We start from the raw sequence: 18,634 nt of genomic DNA, 5'->3' as shown, positions 1-18,634 counted from the left end.
AAAAGCGCATCCTCCGGCCAAAGCCGTCGGAGGATGCTTTTTTATGGGCATTATGGAAATCATCGGCGTTGCCGGAAGTGTCAGCCTGCTGGCGGGCTGGCGACTGTACCTGAGCATTTTCGCCACCGGTCTCGCCATGCGGCTGGGCGCGATCCCGCTGCCCGAACACCTCCAGAGCCTCGACATTCTGGCGAACCCCTGGATCATGGGCATCGCGGCCGTGGCAGCGCTGGCCGAATTCTTTGCCGACAAGGTCATGTGGCTCGATAGCGCGTGGGACGCGGTCCACACCTTCGTGCGGCCGATCGGCGGCGCGCTGCTGGCGCTCGCGATCATCGATCCGGCGGACCCGGCAACGCAGGTCGTCGCCTTCCTGCTCGGCGGCGGCGCGGCGCTCACCGCCCATGCGGGCAAGGCGGGCGCACGCGGCGTGGTCAATGCCAGCCCCGAACCGGTCAGCAATATCGCCGTCTCCAGCGTGGAGGACGTGGCGACCGCGGGCCTGCTCTACCTCGCTTACGAATATCCTTACGTGGCAGGCGGCATCGCGCTGGTGCTGCTGGGGCTGACGGTCTGGCTGATACTGACGGCGCGGCGGATCATCCGCAGCTTCTTCAACGGCGGCGCCAAGGCCCCTCCGCCGCCTAGCGGCTGAGCAGGAAGACCGCGAATTCGGCGCGCAGATTGGATGCGCCCGCGACCGGCCTTTCTCCGGCGAAGAACCATTCCCGTTCGATCCGCGCGCCCTTCTCGCGCGCCAGTTCGCGAAAGTCCTTCACGGTCACGTGGTGGATGTTTTGCGTCTCGTACCAGCTGACCGGAATGCTGCGCGTCACCGGCATGCGCCCGCCGAACATCAGCGCGGCGCGGGTGCGCCAGTGGGCGAAGTTCGGGAAGGAGACGAAGGCCTGCTTGCCGACGCGGAGCAGCTGGTCGAGCATGAGGTCGGGCCGGCGCGCGGTCTGCAGCGTCTGGCTGAGCACGGCGTAGTCGAACCCCTTGTCCGGATAGTCGGCCAGCGCGCTGTCGGCATCGCCCTGCACCACCGAGAGGCCCTGCGCCACGCAGCGCTCGACGCAGGCCGGGTCGATCTCGATCCCGCGCGCATCGACCTGCTTGGTCGCGCGCAGTTCGCCCAGCAGCGTGCCGTCGCCGCAGCCGATGTCGAGCACGCGGGTGCCCGGCGCAATCGCCTCGGCAATGGCGGCAAGGTCTGGGCGCAGCACGCTCATTCGAGGAACCCCTTCACCACGCGGTCGAGGGCGGGCACGTCGAGCAGGAAGCTGTCGTGGCCATGCGGGGCGCTGAGTTCGACAAAGCTGACCGCGGCGCCTGCCGCATTGAGCGCATGGACTACATGGCGGCTTTCGCTTGTCGGGTAGAGCCAGTCGGAATCGAAGCTGACGAGGCAGAAGCGCGCCGTGGTCCCGGCAAAGGCATCGGCCAGCTTGCCGCCGTGTTCTTCGGCTAGGTCGAAATAATCCATCGCGCGGGTGATATAGAGATAGCTGTTCGCATCGAAGCGGCGGGTGAAGCCGCTGCCCTGGTAGCGCAGGTAGCTTTCCACCTGGAAATCGGCATCGAAGCCGAAGCTCTTGGTCTCGCGGTCCTGGAGGTTGCGGCCGAACTTCTCGGTCAGCGCCTCTTCCGACAGATAGGTAATGTGCGCCGCCATGCGCGCCACGGCGAGGCCGGAATCGGGCTGTGCGTCGGCAGCGTAATAGTCGCCCCCGCACCAGTTCGGGTCGGCCATCACCGCCTGCCGCCCAAGCTCGTGGAAGGCGATGTTCTGGGCCGAATGCCGGCTGGTCGATGCGATGACCAGCACGCGGGTCGCACGCTCGGGCCAGTTGGCGGCGAGACTCAATGCCTGCATCCCGCCCATCGACCCGCCGACCACGGCGTGCAGCCGCTCGATCCCCAGTGCATCGAGCAGGGCGACCAGCCCGCGGACCATGTCGCGGATGGTGATGACCGGGAAGCGCATGGCATAGGGCTTGCCGTCGGCCGCGAGGCTCGCCGGGCCGCTCGAGCCCATGCAACTGCCGATGACATTGGCGCAAACGACGAAATAGCGGTCGGTGTCGATCGGCTTGCCCGGTCCGACCATACGCTCCCACCAGCCCGGCTTGCCGGTGACGGGGTGGGTGCTGGCGACATACTGGTCGCCGGTCAGCGCATGGCAGATCAGGATGGCGTTCGAGCGATCGTCCGCCAGCGTGCCATAGGTCTCGTAGGCGATCTCGACCTGCGCCAGCTCGCTCCCGCCGTCGAGCGGCAGGGGATCGGTCAATTGCAAAACTTGGGACGCCCCGGACATTCCTTGGCCTCTACAGCCAAGGCAGGTGCTTGTCGAAGGGGCGTTTTTCTTTCATGCGGCGAAGCCGCGATGACCCAGTCCAACGATAGTTCCGCCCGCCCGACGATGAAGCCCTGGATCGAGGCAATCCATGCCTATGTGCCAGGCAAGTCCAAGGGCAGCGACGGGCGCGAGCTGACCAAGCTGTCCGCCAACGAGAATCCGCTGGGGTGCAGCGCGCAGGCACTGGCTGCGCTCGGCAAGGGTGGGGATCCGGCGCGCTATCCCGATCCCGATGCGACGGCGCTGCGCGAGGCGATTGCGCAACTGCACGGCCTCGATGCGGCGCGGATCGTGTGCGGGACCGGTTCGGACGAGTTGCTCAATCTAGCCGCGCAAGGCTTCGCGGGGCCCGGGGACGAGGTCCTCTACGCCCGCTTTTCCTTCGTGGTCTACGAAATCGCCGCGCGCCGCTGCGGGGCGACGCCGGTCGAGGCGCCCGATGCCGATTACGCGACCGACGTGGACGCGTTGCTGGCTGCGGTGACGGAGCGCACGCGGGTCGTATTCCTTGCCAACCCGAACAATCCGACCGGTACCTATTTGCCGCGCGCCGAGATCGAGCGGCTGCACGCGGGCTTGCCCGCCAATGTCTTGCTGGTGGTCGACCAGGCCTATGGCGAATACCTGGACGAGGCGGAGGACGATGGCGGCATGGCCCTCGCCGCGGCGCATGACAACGTGCTGGTTACGCGCACTTTCTCCAAGATCTACGGCCTTGCGGGCGAGCGGATCGGCTGGGCGACCGGCGCGCCGCACCTGATCGATACGCTCAACCGGATCCGCGGCCCATTCAACGTCACCACCAGCGGCCAGCGCGCGGCTATCGCCGCGCTGGGCGACCAAGGCTTCGTCGAACTGTCGCGCAAGGCCAATGGCGAGGAGCGTGACCGGTTCGCCGAGGCGATTGCAGCGCTCGGCAACCACGGCCTTCGCGCCGTGCCGAGCAAGGCGAATTTCGTGCTGGTCCTGTTCGAAGGCGCGCTGACGGCGGAAATGGCGCTCGGCGCGCTGGCCGAAGGCGGTTACGCCGTGCGCCACCTGCCGGGACAGGGCCTGCCGCATGCACTGCGCATTACCGTCGGCACGCGCCAACAGATGGACGATATCGCCCGCATCCTGCGCGATGCGGCAAGGGCCGTCTCGTGACGATCGAGCGCGTCGCCATCATCGGCCTCGGCCTCATCGGCGGCTCCATCGGCCTCGCGACCGGCGAGATGCTGGGCGAGGTGGAAACGACGGGGTGGGATGCCGACTCCGAAGTGCGCCGCCGCGCTGGCGAACGCGGCCTTGTCGGCAAGGTTTGCGATACGGCGGGCGAAGCGGTGATCGATGCCGATCTCGTGATCCTTTGCGTGCCCGTCGGCGCGATGGAGGAAGCGGCCAGTGGCATCGCTGCGTCACTCAAGCCCGGCGTGATCGTCAGCGACGTCGGTTCGTCCAAGGGCAGCGTCGCCAAGGCGCTCGCCCGCGCATTGCCGGATGCGACGATCATCCCCGCGCACCCCGTCGCCGGTACCGAGCGCAGCGGGCCGGACGCAGGCTTTGCCGAGCTGTTCCGCCACCGCTGGTGCATCCTGACACCCGGCGCCGATGCGCCCGAAGCTGCCGTGGCCGATTTGTCGGCTTTCTGGGAAGGCTTGGGCGCCAAGGTCGAGATCATGGATGCCGAACATCACGACCTCGTCCTCGCCGTGACCAGCCATATCCCGCACCTCATCGCCTACACCATCGTCGGCACTGCCTCGGATCTCGAGGACGTGACGCGGGGCGAAGTGATCAAGTATTCCGCCGGCGGCTTTCGCGATTTCACGCGCATCGCCGCGTCGAACCCGGTCATGTGGCGCGACGTGTTCCTGACCAACCGCGACGCGGTGCTCGAAGTGCTGGGGCGCTTCAACGAAGACCTCACCGCGCTCCAGCGGGCGATCCGCAATGGCGACGGCGACACGCTGCACGATTTGTTCGAGCGCACGCGCACGATCCGCCGCTCGATCATCGAGGAAGGGCAGGACGACGCGCGGCCCGACTTCGGCCGCAAGGACCACTGATCAGCTGTTCAGAGCGTTGATTTCGTCGAGCACGCGCCGCTCGATCTCCTCCCGCGGCAGGCCGGCGGGAATGGGCTCGCCGAAGCGGTAGGTGATGCGTCCCCGGGCTTTCAGCGGGCGGTGGTAGAGCGGCCCGCTGTCGACCGCGACCGGCACGACCGGCAGGCCGAGCATCTTGTAGAGCCCGGCAAAACCCGATTGCAGCGGACGGCGCTCGCCATGCGGCACTCGGGTGCCTTCGGGGAAGATGACCAGCGGTCGCCCTTCTGCCGAACGCGACTTCGCAAGGCGGATCATGGCCATCAATGCCTTGGCGCCCTGGTCGCGCTGGACGAAGATCAGGCCGTATGCCGCGGCTGCCTTGCCCCAGCCCGGAATGCCGAGCAGTTCCTGCTTGGCGAAGACTGCCGGGCTGTCGAACAGGGCGGGGGCGTCGATCGCCTCGAAGAAACTCTCGTGCTTGACTGCGTAGAGCACCGGCTCGTCCAGCGGCGCGCCTTCCATCACCAGTTCGATGCCCAGCAGGTGGCGCACGCACCAGCGTTGCCATTCGCTCCAGTTCTCGACCCTTCGGCGGAAAGCGGGGCGCGAGAACGGCAGGCACGCCAGCGCCGATGCGGTCACGAAGATCGAGCCGATATAAAAAGCGAAATAGAACGCGATATTGCGCAGCAGGATCATCGCGTCAGACCGGCAGTCCCTGCGAGATCTCGGACGCCAGCAGCTTGTTGTATTCGAGGAACAGCGTCGCAAGGTCCGGGTGCGAGACGACCGCGTCCTTCACCAGTCTGATTTCCTCCGGCAGGGTCTCGGTCACTTCGGAAGAGGCGCGGGCCATGTGCCAGTCGGTCGTGACGAGGCGGGCGGAGGTGAACTCCTTCTCCTTCATCCACTGGGCGACCTCGCCGGCATTGCTGCGCGTGTCGACCGCGAGGTAGCCCAGCGTCACGCAGCAGTTCATCGTGCGGCGCGGCACATCGAATTCGGCCGCGAATTCGCCCGGCTTCACTTCCGGATCGACGCCGGAGACGAACATCTCCTTCGCTTCGCCGGTGGCGACCACTTCCAGCCCGCGGGCAATGCGCCCCGGGCCGCCGGTCAGCACGATCACCGCATCGGTCTTCGTTTCCGCCGAAGGGCCGGGCAGCGTCACTGCAAAGGCGAGGAAGCCGAATGCGTAGATCAGCACCAGGCCGGCAACGAAACGCAGGATCACAGCATTTTCCGCAAGGAGGACAGGACGGTCATGCGCGCGGTGTAGACGGCAATTCCGACCGCGAAAAGCGGGACCAGTGCAACTATCGCCCAATCGGTCGGCAACAGTGTCCCGCCTGCCACCATCCCGGAATCGAGCGCGGCGAAACGGCTCGCCACCAGCAGGATTGCGCCCGTGCCCAGCGCCAGGCCGAGCACGCCGCCTGCCAGTGCGTCGAACAGGATCGAACGCTGGAACACCCGCGCCACCTGCTCGTCGCTGCCGCCCAAGAGGTGGACGATCTCGATCGTGTCGCGATTGCCGTCGAGCGCGTTGCGCGCCGCCAGCCAGACTGCGGCGGCTCCCGTGAAGGCGAGCAGGGCGATGAGCGCGAAGGCCATGTAGCGCAGCGAGTTCAAAGCTTCGAGGACGGGGGCAAGCCAGGCCTCCTGCGCATCGATGCGGGCCGACGGCGCGGCGGCGGCAATGCGCCCTTCCAGCGCTTCGAGCTGAGCCTCGCCCGATCCTGCGGCCAGCTGCAGGTCGATCAGCGCGGGCAAGGGCACCGCCTCGATCGCCTCGCCCGTGCCGAGCCAGGGTTCGAGAAGGGCGGCAATCTCGCTTTCGGGCACGATCCGGACCGCCTCGACCGAGGCGTCCTGCCGCAGCAGCGCGGCGACGCGCTGCGTCTGTTCCGCCCGCAGGTCGGGATCAGCTTCGAGGATCTGCACGGTTGCGCTGCCGGCAAGCTCGCCTCGCGCGCTCGCCGCTAGGTTGGACAGGGCCAGCGCTCCGCCAACCGCCAGCACGGTGAGGGCTGTCATGATGGCGATGACCCAGGGCACCGGGCCGCCCAGCCGGGTGCGCGGCAACAGGTGCGCGGCGCGCCTGCCGCGAAACGGCGCAAGGCCCCGGTCGACGGCCCGGCCAAGGGTCGGGGGGCGCTTCATTCCGGCATTCCCGTGCCCGAGGTGCGCTTGGGCGGATAGCGCAGTGCGCCCGTGGGATCGGACAGCGTGCCCTTGTCGAGCCGCATGATCAGGCTTTCGGGCACCTTGCGGATCAGCTGCACGTCATGGGTGGCGACCACCACCGTCGTGCCGAGGCGATTGAGCGCCTCGAACAGGCGGATGAGCTTGAGCGCCATTTCCGGGTCGACGTTGCCGGTCGGTTCGTCGGCCACGAGGATTTCCGGCCGGGCGATGACCGCGCGGGCAATCGCGACGCGCTGCTGCTCGCCGCCCGACAGCGTGGCGGGGCGCGCATCGGCGCGGTGGCCCAGCCCGACCCATTCGAGCATGTCGTTGACCGGCCCTTCGAGATCGCTCTCGCGCACGCCCGAAACGCGCAGCGGCAGGGCGATATTGTCGAAGGCGGACAGGTGGTCGACGAGGCGGAAGTCCTGGAACACCACGCCCATCCTGCGGCGGAACTTGGGCAGCTGGTCGCGCGGCATGGTGATGACATCGGTGCCGAACATCCGCATGCCCCCGCGCGACGGGCGCTGGGCGAGGTAAAGCAGCTTCAGCAGTGAAGTCTTGCCCGCGCCGCTGGCCCCGGTGAGGAAGTAAAACCGGCCCGAAAACAGGGTGAAGGAAATATTCGAGAGGACCTCGCGCTCGGTCCCGTAGCGCAATCCGACGTTGTCGAACTGCACGATTGCGCTTTCCTGCACGCTCATCGGCCTGCAATCGCCGCGAAAAAGGGATGAATAGGAGCCGCCATCGTCCGATTGGGGCCTATAACCGTCCTTCGATGTGGAAAAAAGCCGCTTGGGCCTTTCACGCACAGATGCGCAGCTTGTCGCGATTCGCGGCAATGCGTAAGGCTTTTGTCCACCATGATTATTGCCTGTCCTGCCTGCAGCACGCGCTATGTCGTTCCCGATAGCGCAATCGGCGTGGACGGCCGCACGGTGCGCTGCGCCAAGTGCAAGCATTCCTGGTTCCAGGACGGGGCCGAAGTCGAAGGCGTCGTGGCCAGCGAAGCGGCAGCTCCACCGCCTCCTCCTCCGCCGCCGCCACCTCCCGCTCCGGTGCAGCGCGAAGATAGCTCGCCTGCGCGGCCCGGCTTCAGTTTCGCTGAAGGCGAGGCCGACGTCGCTACGGCGGAAGCCCCGCCGGTCGAGGATGCGGCAGAGGACGAAGCGCCCGATTTCGATGCGACGACGCCCCCTTCCTATGACGAGGAACAGCCGGCCCCGCCGCCGGTGAGCCGCGCCTACGAGGACGAGGACGATTTCGTCTCCAGCTTCGACCATGCGCCGCCGTTCCGCCCGCGCCGCAACATGATGAAGCTGTGGACCTGGGCGGCAGCGACCTTTGCCGTGCTGGCGCTGGGCGCAGTGGTGGCGATCACCCAGTTCGGCACGCCGTCCTGGTGGCCGGTCGACAAACCTGCCTTCGGCCAGGCGCAACCCGATCTCGAACTGCGCTTCCCGCAGGAATCGCAGAGCTGGCGCGAGCTGGAGAACAAGACCTACCTCTTCTCCGCCCGGATCGAGGTGGAAAACAAGGCGCGCGAAAGCCGCCGCCTGCCGCCGATCCAGATCGTCATGCTCAACGAGCGCGAACAGCAGGTCTTCACCTGGATCGTGCAGCCGCCGCAGCCCACGCTGGCACCGGGCGAGACGATCACCATCGACGAGGCGAGCACGCAGGTCCCGCGCAACGCGGTCTATGCCGACGTGGGCTGGGCCCCGCTCTGACCCTCGCGACAAAGGTGCTTGCGGCAGTGCAAAGGCGCTGCTAGGGGCGCGCTCCTACCGGCGGTAGCACCTGTTTCCCCTCCGCGGGATTCGCTACCGATTTCAGACTGTGTGCGGTCGTGGCGGAACTGGTAGACGCGCAACGTTGAGGTCGTTGTGGGCTAACGCCCGTGGAAGTTCGAGTCTTCTCGACCGCACCATCAGTCCCTTTCCCTGCAAATCGACGAAACCGCAGCCTGCGCATGCGCGGGCCATGCGAAAAGGCCGGGCCACCCGCATGGGCAACCCGGCCTTCGTTTCACGGTGACGGCGGCTTATTCGGTGCCGCTCGCCTCGGCGGGAGCCTCGTTGGATGCCGAGCCGCTGGCCTGGCCCGCGATGAGCGCGGTGCCGCTGGCCGTCAGGCTGCCGGCGGGAAGGGTGGTCAGGCCGTCCTTGGTGTCGACGACCAGCTGGCGGATCTCGCCGCTGCGCGTGGCAACGATGTCGCGCACGGTGCCGAGCTGTTCGCCCGAAGGCAGCTGGACCGGCATGCCCGGCGCGACGGCGAAGACGCCTTCGCCCTGGGCCGCGCCGCTACCTGCCAGCGCCAGCACGCCGTTATCGATCATGCCTGCGCCCTGTGCAGCGCCGCTTGCCGAACCGGCGAGGCTGCCGGCCTGTGCCGTTGCACCCGACAGGCGGTCGCGGGCCGAACCCACGGCGGGGGTGGCGATATTGCGGACGCTCGAGGCGGTCTCGCGCGCCCGGGCGGCAGTGCCCTGGACTGCGCCGGTCACGGCATCGGTGCCGATCAGCTGCGCATTGGCGCTGCCCGAGCCCGAGGCATTGGCAGAGCCCGAAGCATTGCCCGAAGCCTCGCCTGCCGGCGTGCCGAGCAGCTGGCTGGTGGTGGCATCGAGGCTGGTGTCGACGCTGCGGTCGATGGCGACGCTGCCGTTCTTGCGGTCGACATTCTGGTTGCCGCGCGTGGCGGCATCGCCGCGCAGCGTGCCGCGGGTGGTCGAACGCAGCGTTTCGGTCGGTGCGCGCAGGGTAGAATTGACCGTGCCATTGAGCGATCCGGTGACGCCCGACAGGCCGCCACCGCCCAGCAGCTGGGCGTGGGCAGGGGCTGCAATCAGGGTGAGTGCCGAAGCGGCAAGCATGAGGTTCTTCATCGTCAGTTCCTTTCGATCTGCGGATGCGAAGGGGGTCGGTGCATCCGCTCGAAAGGAAAACGGGTGGGCTGCGGCGCTTAATCCATAAAAGCGCGAAAAAAATTTCAGCGTCCGGTGCAACCGCCGCAGACAAGGCCCCTGCCATAGGTGTCGTCATGGCCCTTGCGTCCTAGGTCCACGGCCTCTGCATCGAGCGCGGCGCGCCAGCTGCGGCCCTGCGCCAAGGCCCGCGCCAGGCGGGCCGCGACCAGCGGGGTGGCAAAGGACGTACCGCGCAGGCCGATGCGCTTGCCCTTGGCATTGCGGCCGTAGATGTCTGCGCCCGGCGCGGCATAGTCGAGATGGAGCGCGCGGCCCGCCTCGATCAGCGCGCGACGCTTGCCGTCGACCGCAGTCACGGCAACCACGCCGTCGTAGGAGGCCGGATAGGCGGGCGGGGCGGCCGGGCCGTCATTGCCGACCGCCGCGACCACCACCACGCCCTTGCGCTGGGCTGCGCCGATCGCCCGTTCGAGCACCGCATTGCGCGGTCCTACTAGGCTGATCGTCACCACCTTGCTCCCGCGCGCAACCAGCCAGCCCAGCCCCTTGGCCATGGCGAGCGCGTTGCCGCCTGCCTTGTCGGTGCCGTACACGTCCGCCACGCGGATCGTGCCCGCGCCTGCATGGGCGAGCAGCGATGCAACCGAGCTGCCGTGGTGGCTCGGGAAGGGCGCGCCAGCGGCAAAGCCGCGCGTCTCCGTGACCTTTACCGCAGGCCCGGGCGCGCCGTCGATCATGCCGACCGGCGCCGCGCTGCCCGCGCTACCTTGCGCCGAGATGGCCAGCACCGCGCCATTGCCGGTGCCCGACTGGAAGTGGAGGTTGTCGGCGCTGACCTGGGCCTGCGGCAGGAGGAGGGCGAGCGCCGCTTGCGCTTCTGCAAGGTCCATCCCCTCGGGCACGCCGAGGCGCATGAGCGAGAGATCCAGCCCCTCGACCTCTTCGCGCGAAAGGACGGTAAAGCCTGCCTCCAGGGCCGGGCTGAGTGCATTGGCGGAAACGTCCATCACCAGCAGCTCGCCGCGCCGCGCGGGTGCGCCTGCCGCATCGTACTCGATCGCATCGGCATTGCGGCGCACCAGCCGGTCTATCGTGCGCAGGCGGTCGCGCGCGAGCCGTTCGACCGTGCGCTGCACTCCGGCGCGCGCCTCGTCGAGCGTGTCGAGCGTTTCGCCCACAACCGGCCCCACCTGCGGCAGCTGGACACGCGGCAGCGCGACCTGCGCGGCCAGCGGCGCGGTAACCAGTGCCAGTACGGCGCAAAGCAGGGAAAAAACTCGCATCGTCCTCTCGTTCTTCGACTAAAACGCATTAAGCATGGATGAAACGCACGCGCTCGTCCGTTTAATCCCTGGAAGGCAGAGACGCTGAACACATCGTTCGAGAAAGACTTGCTGGCCCTGCTGCCCCGGTTGCGCCGTTTCGCAATCGGGCTGTCCGGCAATCCGTCCGACGGTGACGATCTCTGCCAGATGACCATTGAGCGCGCGCTGGCCAACCGGTCCCGCTGGGAAGAAGGCACGCGGCTCGACAGCTGGATGTATCGGATCATGCGCAATATCTGGATCGACGAGGGCCGTAAGGCGACGCGCAGCCTGCAGACCTTCGTGGCCGAGGAGGCCGGCGTCGGCGTCGGCGGCGATGGCGCGCAGGAAGCCGCGGTCGAACTGTCCAACGTCGATCGCGCCATGCAGAAACTGCCGGAAGACCAGCGCGAGGCCGTGCTGCTCGTGATGGTCGAAGGCTATGCCTACAAGGAGGCGGCCGAAATCGTCGGCTGCCCGGTCGGCACGCTCAATTCCCGCCTCGTGCGCGGCCGCGACGCGCTGATGGCAATGCTCGGAGAAGCATCGTGACGATTACCCCCGAAGACATCGCCGCGTTTGCCGATGGCGAACTGTCGGGCGAACGCGAGGCGCAGGTCGCCGCTGCGATTAAGGCCGATCCCGAACTGGCGCAGCAGGTGGCACGGCACAAATCGCTGAAGGCCATGCTGGCCGGCCATTATTCGCCTGTCCTCGACCAGCCCGTGCCCGACCGGCTGGCTGCCATGCTGTCCCGGCCGCAACCGGCCGAGGTGGTCGACTTCGCCGCGGCCCGCGAGCGGCGCGAGAGCAGGCGGCGCCTGCCGCACTGGGGCTGGATCGCCGGACCGGCGCTTGCCGCATCGCTGGCGCTTGCGGTGTTCCTGCCGGGCCAGGGCAGCGAAGCACCGGCCTATGCCGACACCCAGCTTGCCGGAGTGCTCGACGACCGGCTCGTCGCCGACCAGTCGCCGGGAGACGAAACCCGCGTGCTCCTGTCGTTCCGCACCGAGGAAGGCCGCTATTGCCGTGCCTTCAGCGCCAGCGCGGGCGGCGGGATTGCCTGCCGCGACGAGGCGGGGTGGAAGCTGGAGGCACTTGGCGAGGGCAGCGAAGGCGCCTCGACCGATTACCGCATGGCCGGCGCAGGCGATGCCGAGATCCTGGCCCTGGCACAGGAGATGGCAGCGGGACCGGCGCTCGATGCACAGGGCGAGCAGGCAGCGCGCGAGCAGGGCTGGCGTTGAGCTACTGCCCGGCGGGTCATCTCCCCTCCACCATTCACGCACGAAAAAAGGAAGGACCGGCGGGTCTTCCGGTCCTTCCTTCGGGGGATGGCCGCGCCGAGGGACTGGCGCGGCCCGGGACGTTGCTGTCGGTCAGTCGACGAAGATGACCTGGCCCATGCGGTATCCGCGCTCGGCCATTTCCTCGATGTAGTCGATCCGCTCGTGCTTCAGTTCGTGGGCGTATTCCTCCCACGCATCACGGCGGTCCTCGATATCGCTGGCGCGGCGCAGGTCGCTGGTCAGCTCCTTCTGCGCCTCGGTGATGTCGATGCGGTAATCGAACCACAGGCTGTTCTCGATCCCGGCGATCGGCGTGGTGATGATCAGCGCTTCCTCGGCGCGGGCGACCTGTTCCTCGTGCAGCATCGGCACGGCGGCGGTCGCGGCTGTGGCGAGGCCGAGGGCGAAGAGCGGCAGGGTGGCAAGCTTGTTCATGTGTCGTTTCTCCTTTTGGCGCGCACGGCGATGCCGGTCGCTTGAAAGGGAAACGGACGCCGGTGCGCGCTTAATCCATCGACCGGCAAATTTTTCGCAGGCGGGCAGCTTTGGCGAGATTTCTTGTGAATTCGCGGGGCCTTGCATAGGCTTCAGGGCCAAGGGGGAGTGAGCGAGTCGGGCTCTATGTACTGGTGGAAGGAAGACAGCGAACCCGCGCCCGGGTTCGGTGACCTGATGCAGCGCAGCAAGGTGCCGCTGACGCTGGCCGACGTGCGCCTGCCCGACGCGCCGCTCATCGGGGTCAACGAAGCCTTCTGCCAGGTAACCCAGTATGCGCCGGAGCTGTGCCTCGGACGCAATTGCCGCTTCCTGCAGCCGCCAGGCGGGGCCGGTCCGGTTCGCCAGCGGATGCGCGATTTCATCGCCAATGACAGAATAGAGGACGGCAAGTTCCTCGTGCCCAATGTCAGGGCCGACGGTTCGCCCTTTCTCAACCTCGTCTACATGACCAAGTTGCAATACAGGAATGAAATCGCTTACATATTCGGGTCGCAGTTCGAAATCAGAAGGCACGGCGAAGAAGCCCTGCAAATCTACGAAACGGCGCTGAAACAGGATATCCGCCAGCTCGGTTCGATTGCCGGCGAGATGGGGATCGTCATGCTCGGTACTTACGAGCAGCTGGCATCGAGCCACTCGATCATCGCGAAACTGCGGATGTCGGGGCTGAAGGGGGACTGATGAGCGAAGAGAAAGACAGCCTGCCCCCGGTCGTCGCCATCGGCGCATCAGCAGGCGGGCTCGAGGCCATTCGCGAACTCTTCGCCGGAAATAGCGGCGATACCGGCATGTCTTTCGTTGTCGTCCAGCATCTCGATCCGACCCACGAATCGCTGATGGCGCAGCTGCTCGAACGCTACACCGAGATGAAAGTGACGCAGGCGGAAGGCGGCGAAGCGCTCGAACCCGATCACATTTACGTGATCCCGCCTGCGCACGGGCTTGCTATCCATGACAACACGCTGGAGCTGACCGAGTTCGCCGACCCCCGCGGCCAGCGCCGCCCGATCGACGATTTCTTCGACAGCCTCGCCCAGGATCGGCAGCACAAGGCCGCATGCGTCATCCTCTCGGGGACGGGCGCCGACGGCAGCCGCGGCCTGCGCGCTATCAAGGAAAATGGCGGCCTGGCCGTGGCGCAGCAGCCGGACACGGCGCGCTATGACGGGATGCCAGTCTCGGCCATCGGTACCGGCCTCGTCGATATCGTCGCACCGCCATCCGACATGATCGGGGCCATCTGGGAATTCTTCTCCCGGCATTCGCACGACGGGCTGGAGGACGAGGCCCAGGAAGTCGCCGACCGGCTGGACGAATTGTGCGAGGTGCTGCGCGAAACCGTCGGGCATGACTTTTCGCGCTACAAGCGCTCGACACTGGTGCGCCGCGTGGCACGCCGGATGCAGGTCCTCTCGATCGAGGATGCGGGGCAATACATCGCCCGGATGCGCAGCGACGACGATGAATGCCAGGCGCTGTTCCAGGACCTGCTGATCAACGTCACGCAGTTCTTCCGCGATGCGAACGATTTCGAGGCGCTCAACGCACTCGTGATTTCCGAACTGGTGCGCAAGTCGCGCGACGGGCAGGAACTGCGTGTCTGGGTGCCGGGCTGTTCCAGCGGCGAGGAAGCCTATTCGATCGCCATGCTTTTTGCCGAAGCGATGCGACGGTACGAGAAGCGCCCCTACCTGCAGATCTTCGCCACCGATATCGACGACAAGATGCTCGATATCGCGCGCAGTGCGACTTATCCGGTGTCCGCGCTGGTCGACATTCCGAACGAGTACCAGCACCGCTATGTCATCGGCGGAACGGACACCTTTTCCGTCACACCGCAAATCCGCGACCTGGTCCGCTTCAGCCTGCACAACGTCGTGCGCGATCCGCCCTTCTCCAAGGTGGACCTCATTTCCTGCCGCAACCTCCTCATCTATTTCGACGAGGACCTGCAGCGGCACGTCCTGCCGCTGTTCCATTTTTCCCTGCGCGACAGCGGCTACCTCTTCCTCGGGACATCGGAAGGTATCGGCCGGTTCGAGGACCTGTTCGAAACGCTCAACCAGGGAGCGCGGCTGTTCCGGCGCAGGAACGTCAAGAGCAACTATAATTTGCAGATGGGGCGGGGCCAGTCCCCGACTTATGTCCGCCGCCGCGAAAGCAGCATGGCAGGTGGCACCGCGATCCAGTCGGGCTCGGCCGAAGTGGCGGCGCTGCGGCGCATCGCCGAACGCTATGCGCCGGTAACCTTCCTGGTCGATGGCGAAGGCACGCTGCTGCAGAAATGGGGAGCGGCCGGACGCTATCTCGAATTCCCCGACCGGCTCGAACGCACGGTGCACGTTCCCACGCTCGCCCGGCCGGGCCTGCGCGAAATCATCGGCCCGATGTTGCGCCAGGTGTCGGAGGGGCAAGGCCGGATCATCAAGCGGGACCTTGCGATCAGTACCGAATTCGGGCGGATTACCGCATCGGTGCTGGTGGAACCGGTGGCGCCGGGCGGCTACCTGATCGTCATCCGCGAGACCGGTGCGCTGGAACCGTTCACGGACGAGGAGCTGGACGAATTCGAGGTCGGCGACGGCCAGCTGCAGTTCCTCGAGGAAGAGCTGCAAGCCACGCGCCATCGCCTGCGCTCGACGGTCGAGGAGCTCGAAACGACCAACGAGGAGCTGAAGAGCTCCAACGAAGAAATGATGTCGATGAACGAGGAGCTCCAGTCCACCAATGAGGAGCTGACTACGGTCAATGACGAGCTGAAGACCAAGGTCGACCAGGTCACCGTCGCTAACGCCGACCTCAAGAATTTCGTCGATTCCACGCAGCTGATGGTCCTGGTGGTGGACGAGAAACTCAATCTGCGCAGCTTCACCGATGCAGTGAAAGCGATATTCGGGATCGACGAACGCGATCTGGGTCGCCCAATCGATCAGTTGCCCAAAAGTCTGGCCGAAGACAATTTCGTCGCGCTCACCCGCGCTGCGGCAGAGCAAGGGCTGACCGAAGAATACCGTGCGTCGTCGAAGGACGGTTCGCGCGAATATATCATCAGGGCCATCCCTTATCGCCAGATCGACGGGGCCATCGATGGCGCCACCCTAGTTTTCACCGATGTGACCGAAGCCCTGTCGATGGAACAGAACCTGCGCGAGGAACGCGAACGCCTGCGCCTCGCGCTGGAAGTCGCAAAGATCGGCGTGTGGGAATACGAGCCTACCTCGGACAAGACCGTTCTCGACAAGACCGAGCGCGAGCTGCTCGATCTCGACGAGGACGAGGGCAACACCATGGAGCCGATCCTTGCCCGCCTGCCGTCGGAGGACCGCGACCGGGTCAACAATGCGCTTCGCCGCGCGATGGACGGCGAGAGCGATTACGACGAGGTCTTCGCCCTTCCGCTGAAGGACGGTGGCACCCGCTACCTGCACGGACTTGGCCGCCGCATCATGAGCAGCGAGGGCGCCAAGTTCATAGGCGTCACCTACGATATCACCAGCGAGCGCGAGACGCTGGCCCAGCGCGAAATCCTGCTGCGCGAAATGAACCACCGCGTGAAGAACCTGTTTGCGATCATCGCAGCCATGGTGTCGATCTCGCGCCGCGAGGCGACCGATCTCGACAGTTTCGCCGAAGACCTGCGCGACCGGATCCATGCGCTCGGCCGGTCGCATTCGCTGACTTCGCGGCAGACGGACGGGCCGTCGGTTACCTTGCGCGAACTGCTCGATACGGTGCTGGCGCCCTCCCATAACCAACAGGAAATGGGTTTCGAGGGTCCGGACGTGGAAGTGCCCACTTCCAAGCTCACTTCGCTGGCGCTCATCCTGCACGAATGGGCGACCAATGCGGCCAAGCATGGCGGGTTGCGGGACCAGGACGGGGCGGTTCACGTCCGCTGGGAACGGGATGGCGAGAATCTGCGGATCGACTGGGAAGAGAGCAGCGTGGTGTCAGAGAACGACACCGGCGTTGGTTTCGGCACGCGCCTGCTCGAGGTTACGGCCCGCCAGCTATCGGGGACGATTTCTGGTGAGGTGGTCGATACTGGCTACCGGCGCACCCTGACCTTCCCGATCGACAGCTAAGCGGCTTCAGGCGAAGGCGGGGCGCAGGGCGGCAAGCAGGTCCTTGCCGCTGACCGGCTTGTCGAGCCGCTTTTCCTGCTCGAATTCGCTGCGCAGTTCCTCGTGGTGCAGATTGGCGCTGACGAAGACGATATAGGTGCCGTTGCTGCGCAGCTGGCGGGCCAGAGGCCAGACCGGGTTCTGGTTCACATCAATGTCGAGGATGGCAGCACGCGGCATTTCGTTGCCGACCATGGAGAATGCCTCGTCGAGCGAAGTCGCGGGGCCCATCACGTCATAGCCTGCCGATTCCAGAGTCATCTCGAAATCGAAGGCAATCAATGCCTCGTCATCGACGATCAGGACCTTGCTGCATGGCGACACGAGTGAAACTTCCCCTTCTTGAAAGGAGGAATTCGCCAATCGCCATTTGGTTTCGCACCGAAGCGAAGAATCTGCGCGCCGTTCCTAGCGTGCGTCGATCGGGCTGAGCGGCCACCACGGGCCGCCACTGCGCTGCGCCTTGTGCCGGCCCAGATCGCGCAGGCAGGCCATGAAGCCGGGCTTGAACATCTCCCCCTCCTTCTTGCAGTCCGCCTCGGGGCAGGTGCATTCGAAGCTGTCCCACTGGTCCGCCGTGGTGACGTAGATGTCGCCATAAGGATTGAGCAGGCGCAGGCCCGCGATCGCACCGACCTCGCTTTCGTTGACGAGCAGGTCGTAGCCGCGCTTGCCGTTGAGGATGGGGTCGTCCTTGCTGTCGAGGTCGGGGTCGGCGATGCGCACGGTCGGCCCGTTGCGCACCACGAAGAAGGCGGGCGTGACCGCGGCACGGTCCGCACCTGCCGGGTGATGGTCTTCGGGCAGGCCGGCGTGCTTGCACACGTGGTCGTGCATCCGCTCCATCGAGCGTTCGAAGAAGACCGAGCGGCGCACCCCGCCATCGTACAGCACGCGTGATCCCTTGCTCGACCCGGTGACGCGCAACTGCTGGTGAAACACCGGCATGGCGGAGGAGGCCATGGCTGCTGCGCACAGGGCATCGACTGCCCTCTCGTTGTCCGGCTCGTCGCGGACGAGGCCGCGCACGTCGACATAGTGGAACTGGCCGCAATTCGCCTCGACGAAGCCGATATAGCCCGCGATGCTCGACTGGCGCAGCGCATCGAGCAGCGTACCGTCGCCGTTCTCGTAGATCGCGTCGCGGATCCGGCGGCGCAGCGGCGTGGTCCCGGCCTGGGCGCCGCGAAAGGGGAGCATCTTGAGGCCTGTGTTGAGGACGACCTCGCTCTCCTTTTTCGGCGAATAGCCCCATTCGAGCCGTTCCATCGCGTAGCGGCGCGTCTCGGGCCGAGCCTTTTCGTCGAGCGCCACCATCAGCAGCAGGGTCTGCAGCGATCCGGTCGAAATGCCGGTGATGATACGCACCCCGCGCATGGCGAGGTCGTTGCCGCTGGCATCGTGCAGCGTGCGGAACAGGCCTGCACCGTAAGCGCCCCATTGCCCGCCGCCCGACAGCATCAGGACTTTCTCGCCATGTGCTTTTTCGGGCTTGGCCGGATCGTGCGCCAGCTTCAGCTCGCCGGCCGAATGGCCGTGCAGCGCGCATTCTTCGACCAGCTTTTCCAACTCGCGGCCCAGCGGGTCGGGTTCGTGGTCGTTCTCGTCGAACAGATGGTCGTGCGAGACGGGCGCATCGCGCTGGATATCGCGCACGAAGCGGCTGGGGGCGGCATCGTGGACGTGGTCGTGGAAGTGCGAGCAGGGCACATCGTGCGCGCCCCAGTTCAGGAGCTTGCGGCCGACGAAGAAGATGACGAAGGGCAGGCAGAAGCCGATGACGAGGTAGACAAGATTTTCCAGCATCGGCACATCCCCCCTTGGCTGGCCCGCGCGGTCGGTTTTTACCAATAGGCCCGCGGGTTACAACTCTATTGGAGAGGGCCGACATTGGGAGGGGGCAAG

19 protein-coding genes and 1 tRNA gene are annotated in these 18,634 nt (G+C 66.3%); 9 read left to right on the top strand and 11 right to left on the bottom strand.

Annotation, left to right across the window (positions count from 1 at the left end; translation table 11 throughout):
* Positions 1-43 precede the first annotated feature (43 nt).
* Positions 44-655, top strand: coding sequence for a DUF4126 domain-containing protein (locus tag GRI42_RS10605; RefSeq protein WP_160608462.1), 612 nt, complete (start codon positions 44-46; stop codon positions 653-655).
* Here the strand turns inward: GRI42_RS10605 and metW are convergent.
* Together metW and metX are read right to left on the bottom strand one after the other, a co-directional pair.
* The gene (gene metW / locus GRI42_RS10600) at positions 645-1,232 is read right to left on the bottom strand and encodes a methionine biosynthesis protein MetW (RefSeq protein WP_160608461.1); all 588 of its coding nucleotides are present in this window, start codon (positions 1,230-1,232) and stop codon (positions 645-647) included. The genes GRI42_RS10605 and metW overlap by 11 nt on opposite strands.
* Positions 1,229-2,320 carry a homoserine O-acetyltransferase MetX gene (gene metX, locus GRI42_RS10595; protein WP_160608460.1) on the bottom strand — a complete coding sequence of 364 codons (1,092 nt, stop codon included), beginning with the start codon at positions 2,318-2,320 and terminating at the stop codon, positions 1,229-1,231. The genes metW and metX overlap by 4 nt, the downstream gene beginning before the upstream one ends.
* Positions 2,321-2,389: 69 nt before the next feature.
* Here metX and hisC point away from each other — a divergent pair, with 69 nt between their 5' ends.
* Together hisC and GRI42_RS10585 are read left to right on the top strand one after the other, a co-directional pair.
* Positions 2,390-3,508 (top strand): histidinol-phosphate transaminase, encoded by a 1,119-nt coding sequence (gene hisC / locus GRI42_RS10590; RefSeq protein WP_160608459.1) that lies wholly within the window; start codon positions 2,390-2,392, stop codon positions 3,506-3,508.
* Positions 3,505-4,410 (top strand): prephenate/arogenate dehydrogenase family protein, encoded by a 906-nt coding sequence (locus tag GRI42_RS10585; RefSeq protein WP_160608458.1) that lies wholly within the window; start codon positions 3,505-3,507, stop codon positions 4,408-4,410. The genes hisC and GRI42_RS10585 overlap by 4 nt, the downstream gene beginning before the upstream one ends.
* On the opposite strand, the gene GRI42_RS10580 is transcribed toward GRI42_RS10585, so the two are convergent.
* From GRI42_RS10580 to ftsE, 4 genes are read right to left on the bottom strand one after another with little or no spacing between them, the layout of a single operon-like run.
* Complete coding sequence (locus tag GRI42_RS10580; protein WP_160608457.1) at positions 4,411-5,091, bottom strand: lysophospholipid acyltransferase family protein; 681 nt, start codon at positions 5,089-5,091, stop codon at positions 4,411-4,413. It abuts the gene before it with no gap.
* Positions 5,092-5,095: 4 nt separating this feature from the next.
* Positions 5,096-5,626 carry a YdcF family protein gene (locus GRI42_RS10575; protein WP_160608456.1) on the bottom strand — a complete coding sequence of 177 codons (531 nt, stop codon included), beginning with the start codon at positions 5,624-5,626 and terminating at the stop codon, positions 5,096-5,098.
* Positions 5,623-6,555, bottom strand: coding sequence for a cell division protein FtsX (locus GRI42_RS10570; RefSeq protein ID WP_160608455.1), 933 nt, complete (start codon positions 6,553-6,555; stop codon positions 5,623-5,625). Before GRI42_RS10570 ends, GRI42_RS10575 begins: the two co-directional genes overlap by 4 nt.
* Positions 6,552-7,286: a cell division ATP-binding protein FtsE gene (gene ftsE / locus GRI42_RS10565; protein ID WP_160608454.1), complete on the bottom strand. Its 735-nt coding sequence runs from the start codon at positions 7,284-7,286 to the stop codon at positions 6,552-6,554. The genes GRI42_RS10570 and ftsE overlap by 4 nt, the downstream gene beginning before the upstream one ends.
* 159 nt (positions 7,287-7,445) lie before the next feature.
* Here ftsE and GRI42_RS10560 point away from each other — a divergent pair, with 159 nt between their 5' ends.
* Both GRI42_RS10560 and GRI42_RS10555 read left to right on the top strand, forming a co-directional pair.
* Complete coding sequence (locus tag GRI42_RS10560; RefSeq protein ID WP_160608453.1) at positions 7,446-8,312, top strand: zinc-ribbon domain-containing protein; 867 nt, start codon at positions 7,446-7,448, stop codon at positions 8,310-8,312.
* Between the two features lie 113 nt (positions 8,313-8,425).
* Positions 8,426-8,512, top strand: a tRNA-Leu gene (locus GRI42_RS10555).
* 114 nt (positions 8,513-8,626) lie between these two features.
* On the opposite strand, the gene GRI42_RS10550 is transcribed toward GRI42_RS10555, so the two are convergent.
* Together GRI42_RS10550 and GRI42_RS10545 are read right to left on the bottom strand one after the other, a co-directional pair.
* A complete protein-coding gene (locus tag GRI42_RS10550; RefSeq protein WP_160608452.1) occupies positions 8,627-9,472 on the bottom strand; it encodes a hypothetical protein in 846 nt (281 codons plus the stop codon).
* Positions 9,473-9,576: 104 nt separating this feature from the next.
* A complete protein-coding gene (locus GRI42_RS10545; protein ID WP_160608451.1) occupies positions 9,577-10,797 on the bottom strand; it encodes a S8 family serine peptidase in 1,221 nt (406 codons plus the stop codon).
* Positions 10,798-10,926: 129 nt separating this feature from the next.
* Between GRI42_RS10545 and GRI42_RS10540 the strand changes: the two genes are divergently transcribed.
* Entirely contained in the window at positions 10,927-11,370 is a 444-nt protein-coding gene (locus tag GRI42_RS10540; protein ID WP_234033934.1) for an RNA polymerase sigma factor, read from the top strand.
* Positions 11,367-12,065 (top strand): anti-sigma factor family protein, encoded by a 699-nt coding sequence (locus GRI42_RS10535; protein WP_160608450.1) that lies wholly within the window; start codon positions 11,367-11,369, stop codon positions 12,063-12,065. The genes GRI42_RS10540 and GRI42_RS10535 overlap by 4 nt, the downstream gene beginning before the upstream one ends.
* 132 nt (positions 12,066-12,197) lie before the next feature.
* Here GRI42_RS10535 and GRI42_RS10530 read toward each other — a convergent pair whose 3' ends face one another.
* On the bottom strand, positions 12,198-12,542 hold the full coding sequence (locus GRI42_RS10530; RefSeq protein ID WP_160608449.1) for a hypothetical protein: 345 nt from the start codon (positions 12,540-12,542) through the stop codon (positions 12,198-12,200).
* A 168-nt stretch (positions 12,543-12,710) separates the two neighbouring features.
* Between GRI42_RS10530 and GRI42_RS10525 the strand changes: the two genes are divergently transcribed.
* Both GRI42_RS10525 and GRI42_RS10520 read left to right on the top strand, forming a co-directional pair.
* Positions 12,711-13,286 (top strand): PAS domain-containing protein, encoded by a 576-nt coding sequence (locus GRI42_RS10525; RefSeq protein WP_160608448.1) that lies wholly within the window; start codon positions 12,711-12,713, stop codon positions 13,284-13,286.
* A complete protein-coding gene (locus tag GRI42_RS10520) occupies positions 13,286-16,690 on the top strand; it encodes a chemotaxis protein CheB (protein ID WP_160608447.1) in 3,405 nt (1,134 codons plus the stop codon). The genes GRI42_RS10525 and GRI42_RS10520 overlap by 1 nt, the downstream gene beginning before the upstream one ends.
* 6 nt (positions 16,691-16,696) lie before the next feature.
* Here the strand turns inward: GRI42_RS10520 and GRI42_RS10515 are convergent, their stop codons facing one another.
* On the bottom strand, positions 16,697-17,053 hold the full coding sequence (locus GRI42_RS10515) for a response regulator (RefSeq protein ID WP_160608446.1): 357 nt from the start codon (positions 17,051-17,053) through the stop codon (positions 16,697-16,699).
* An 84-nt stretch (positions 17,054-17,137) separates the two neighbouring features.
* Positions 17,138-18,535: a patatin-like phospholipase family protein gene (locus tag GRI42_RS10510; RefSeq protein WP_160608445.1), complete on the bottom strand. Its 1,398-nt coding sequence runs from the start codon at positions 18,533-18,535 to the stop codon at positions 17,138-17,140.
* Positions 18,536-18,634 lie beyond the last annotated feature (99 nt).

Source organism: Qipengyuania gaetbuli (assembly GCF_009827315.1).
Lineage (GTDB): Bacteria > Pseudomonadota > Alphaproteobacteria > Sphingomonadales > Sphingomonadaceae > Qipengyuania > Qipengyuania gaetbuli.
This window is presented reverse-complemented; position numbering and strand designations above follow the sequence as displayed.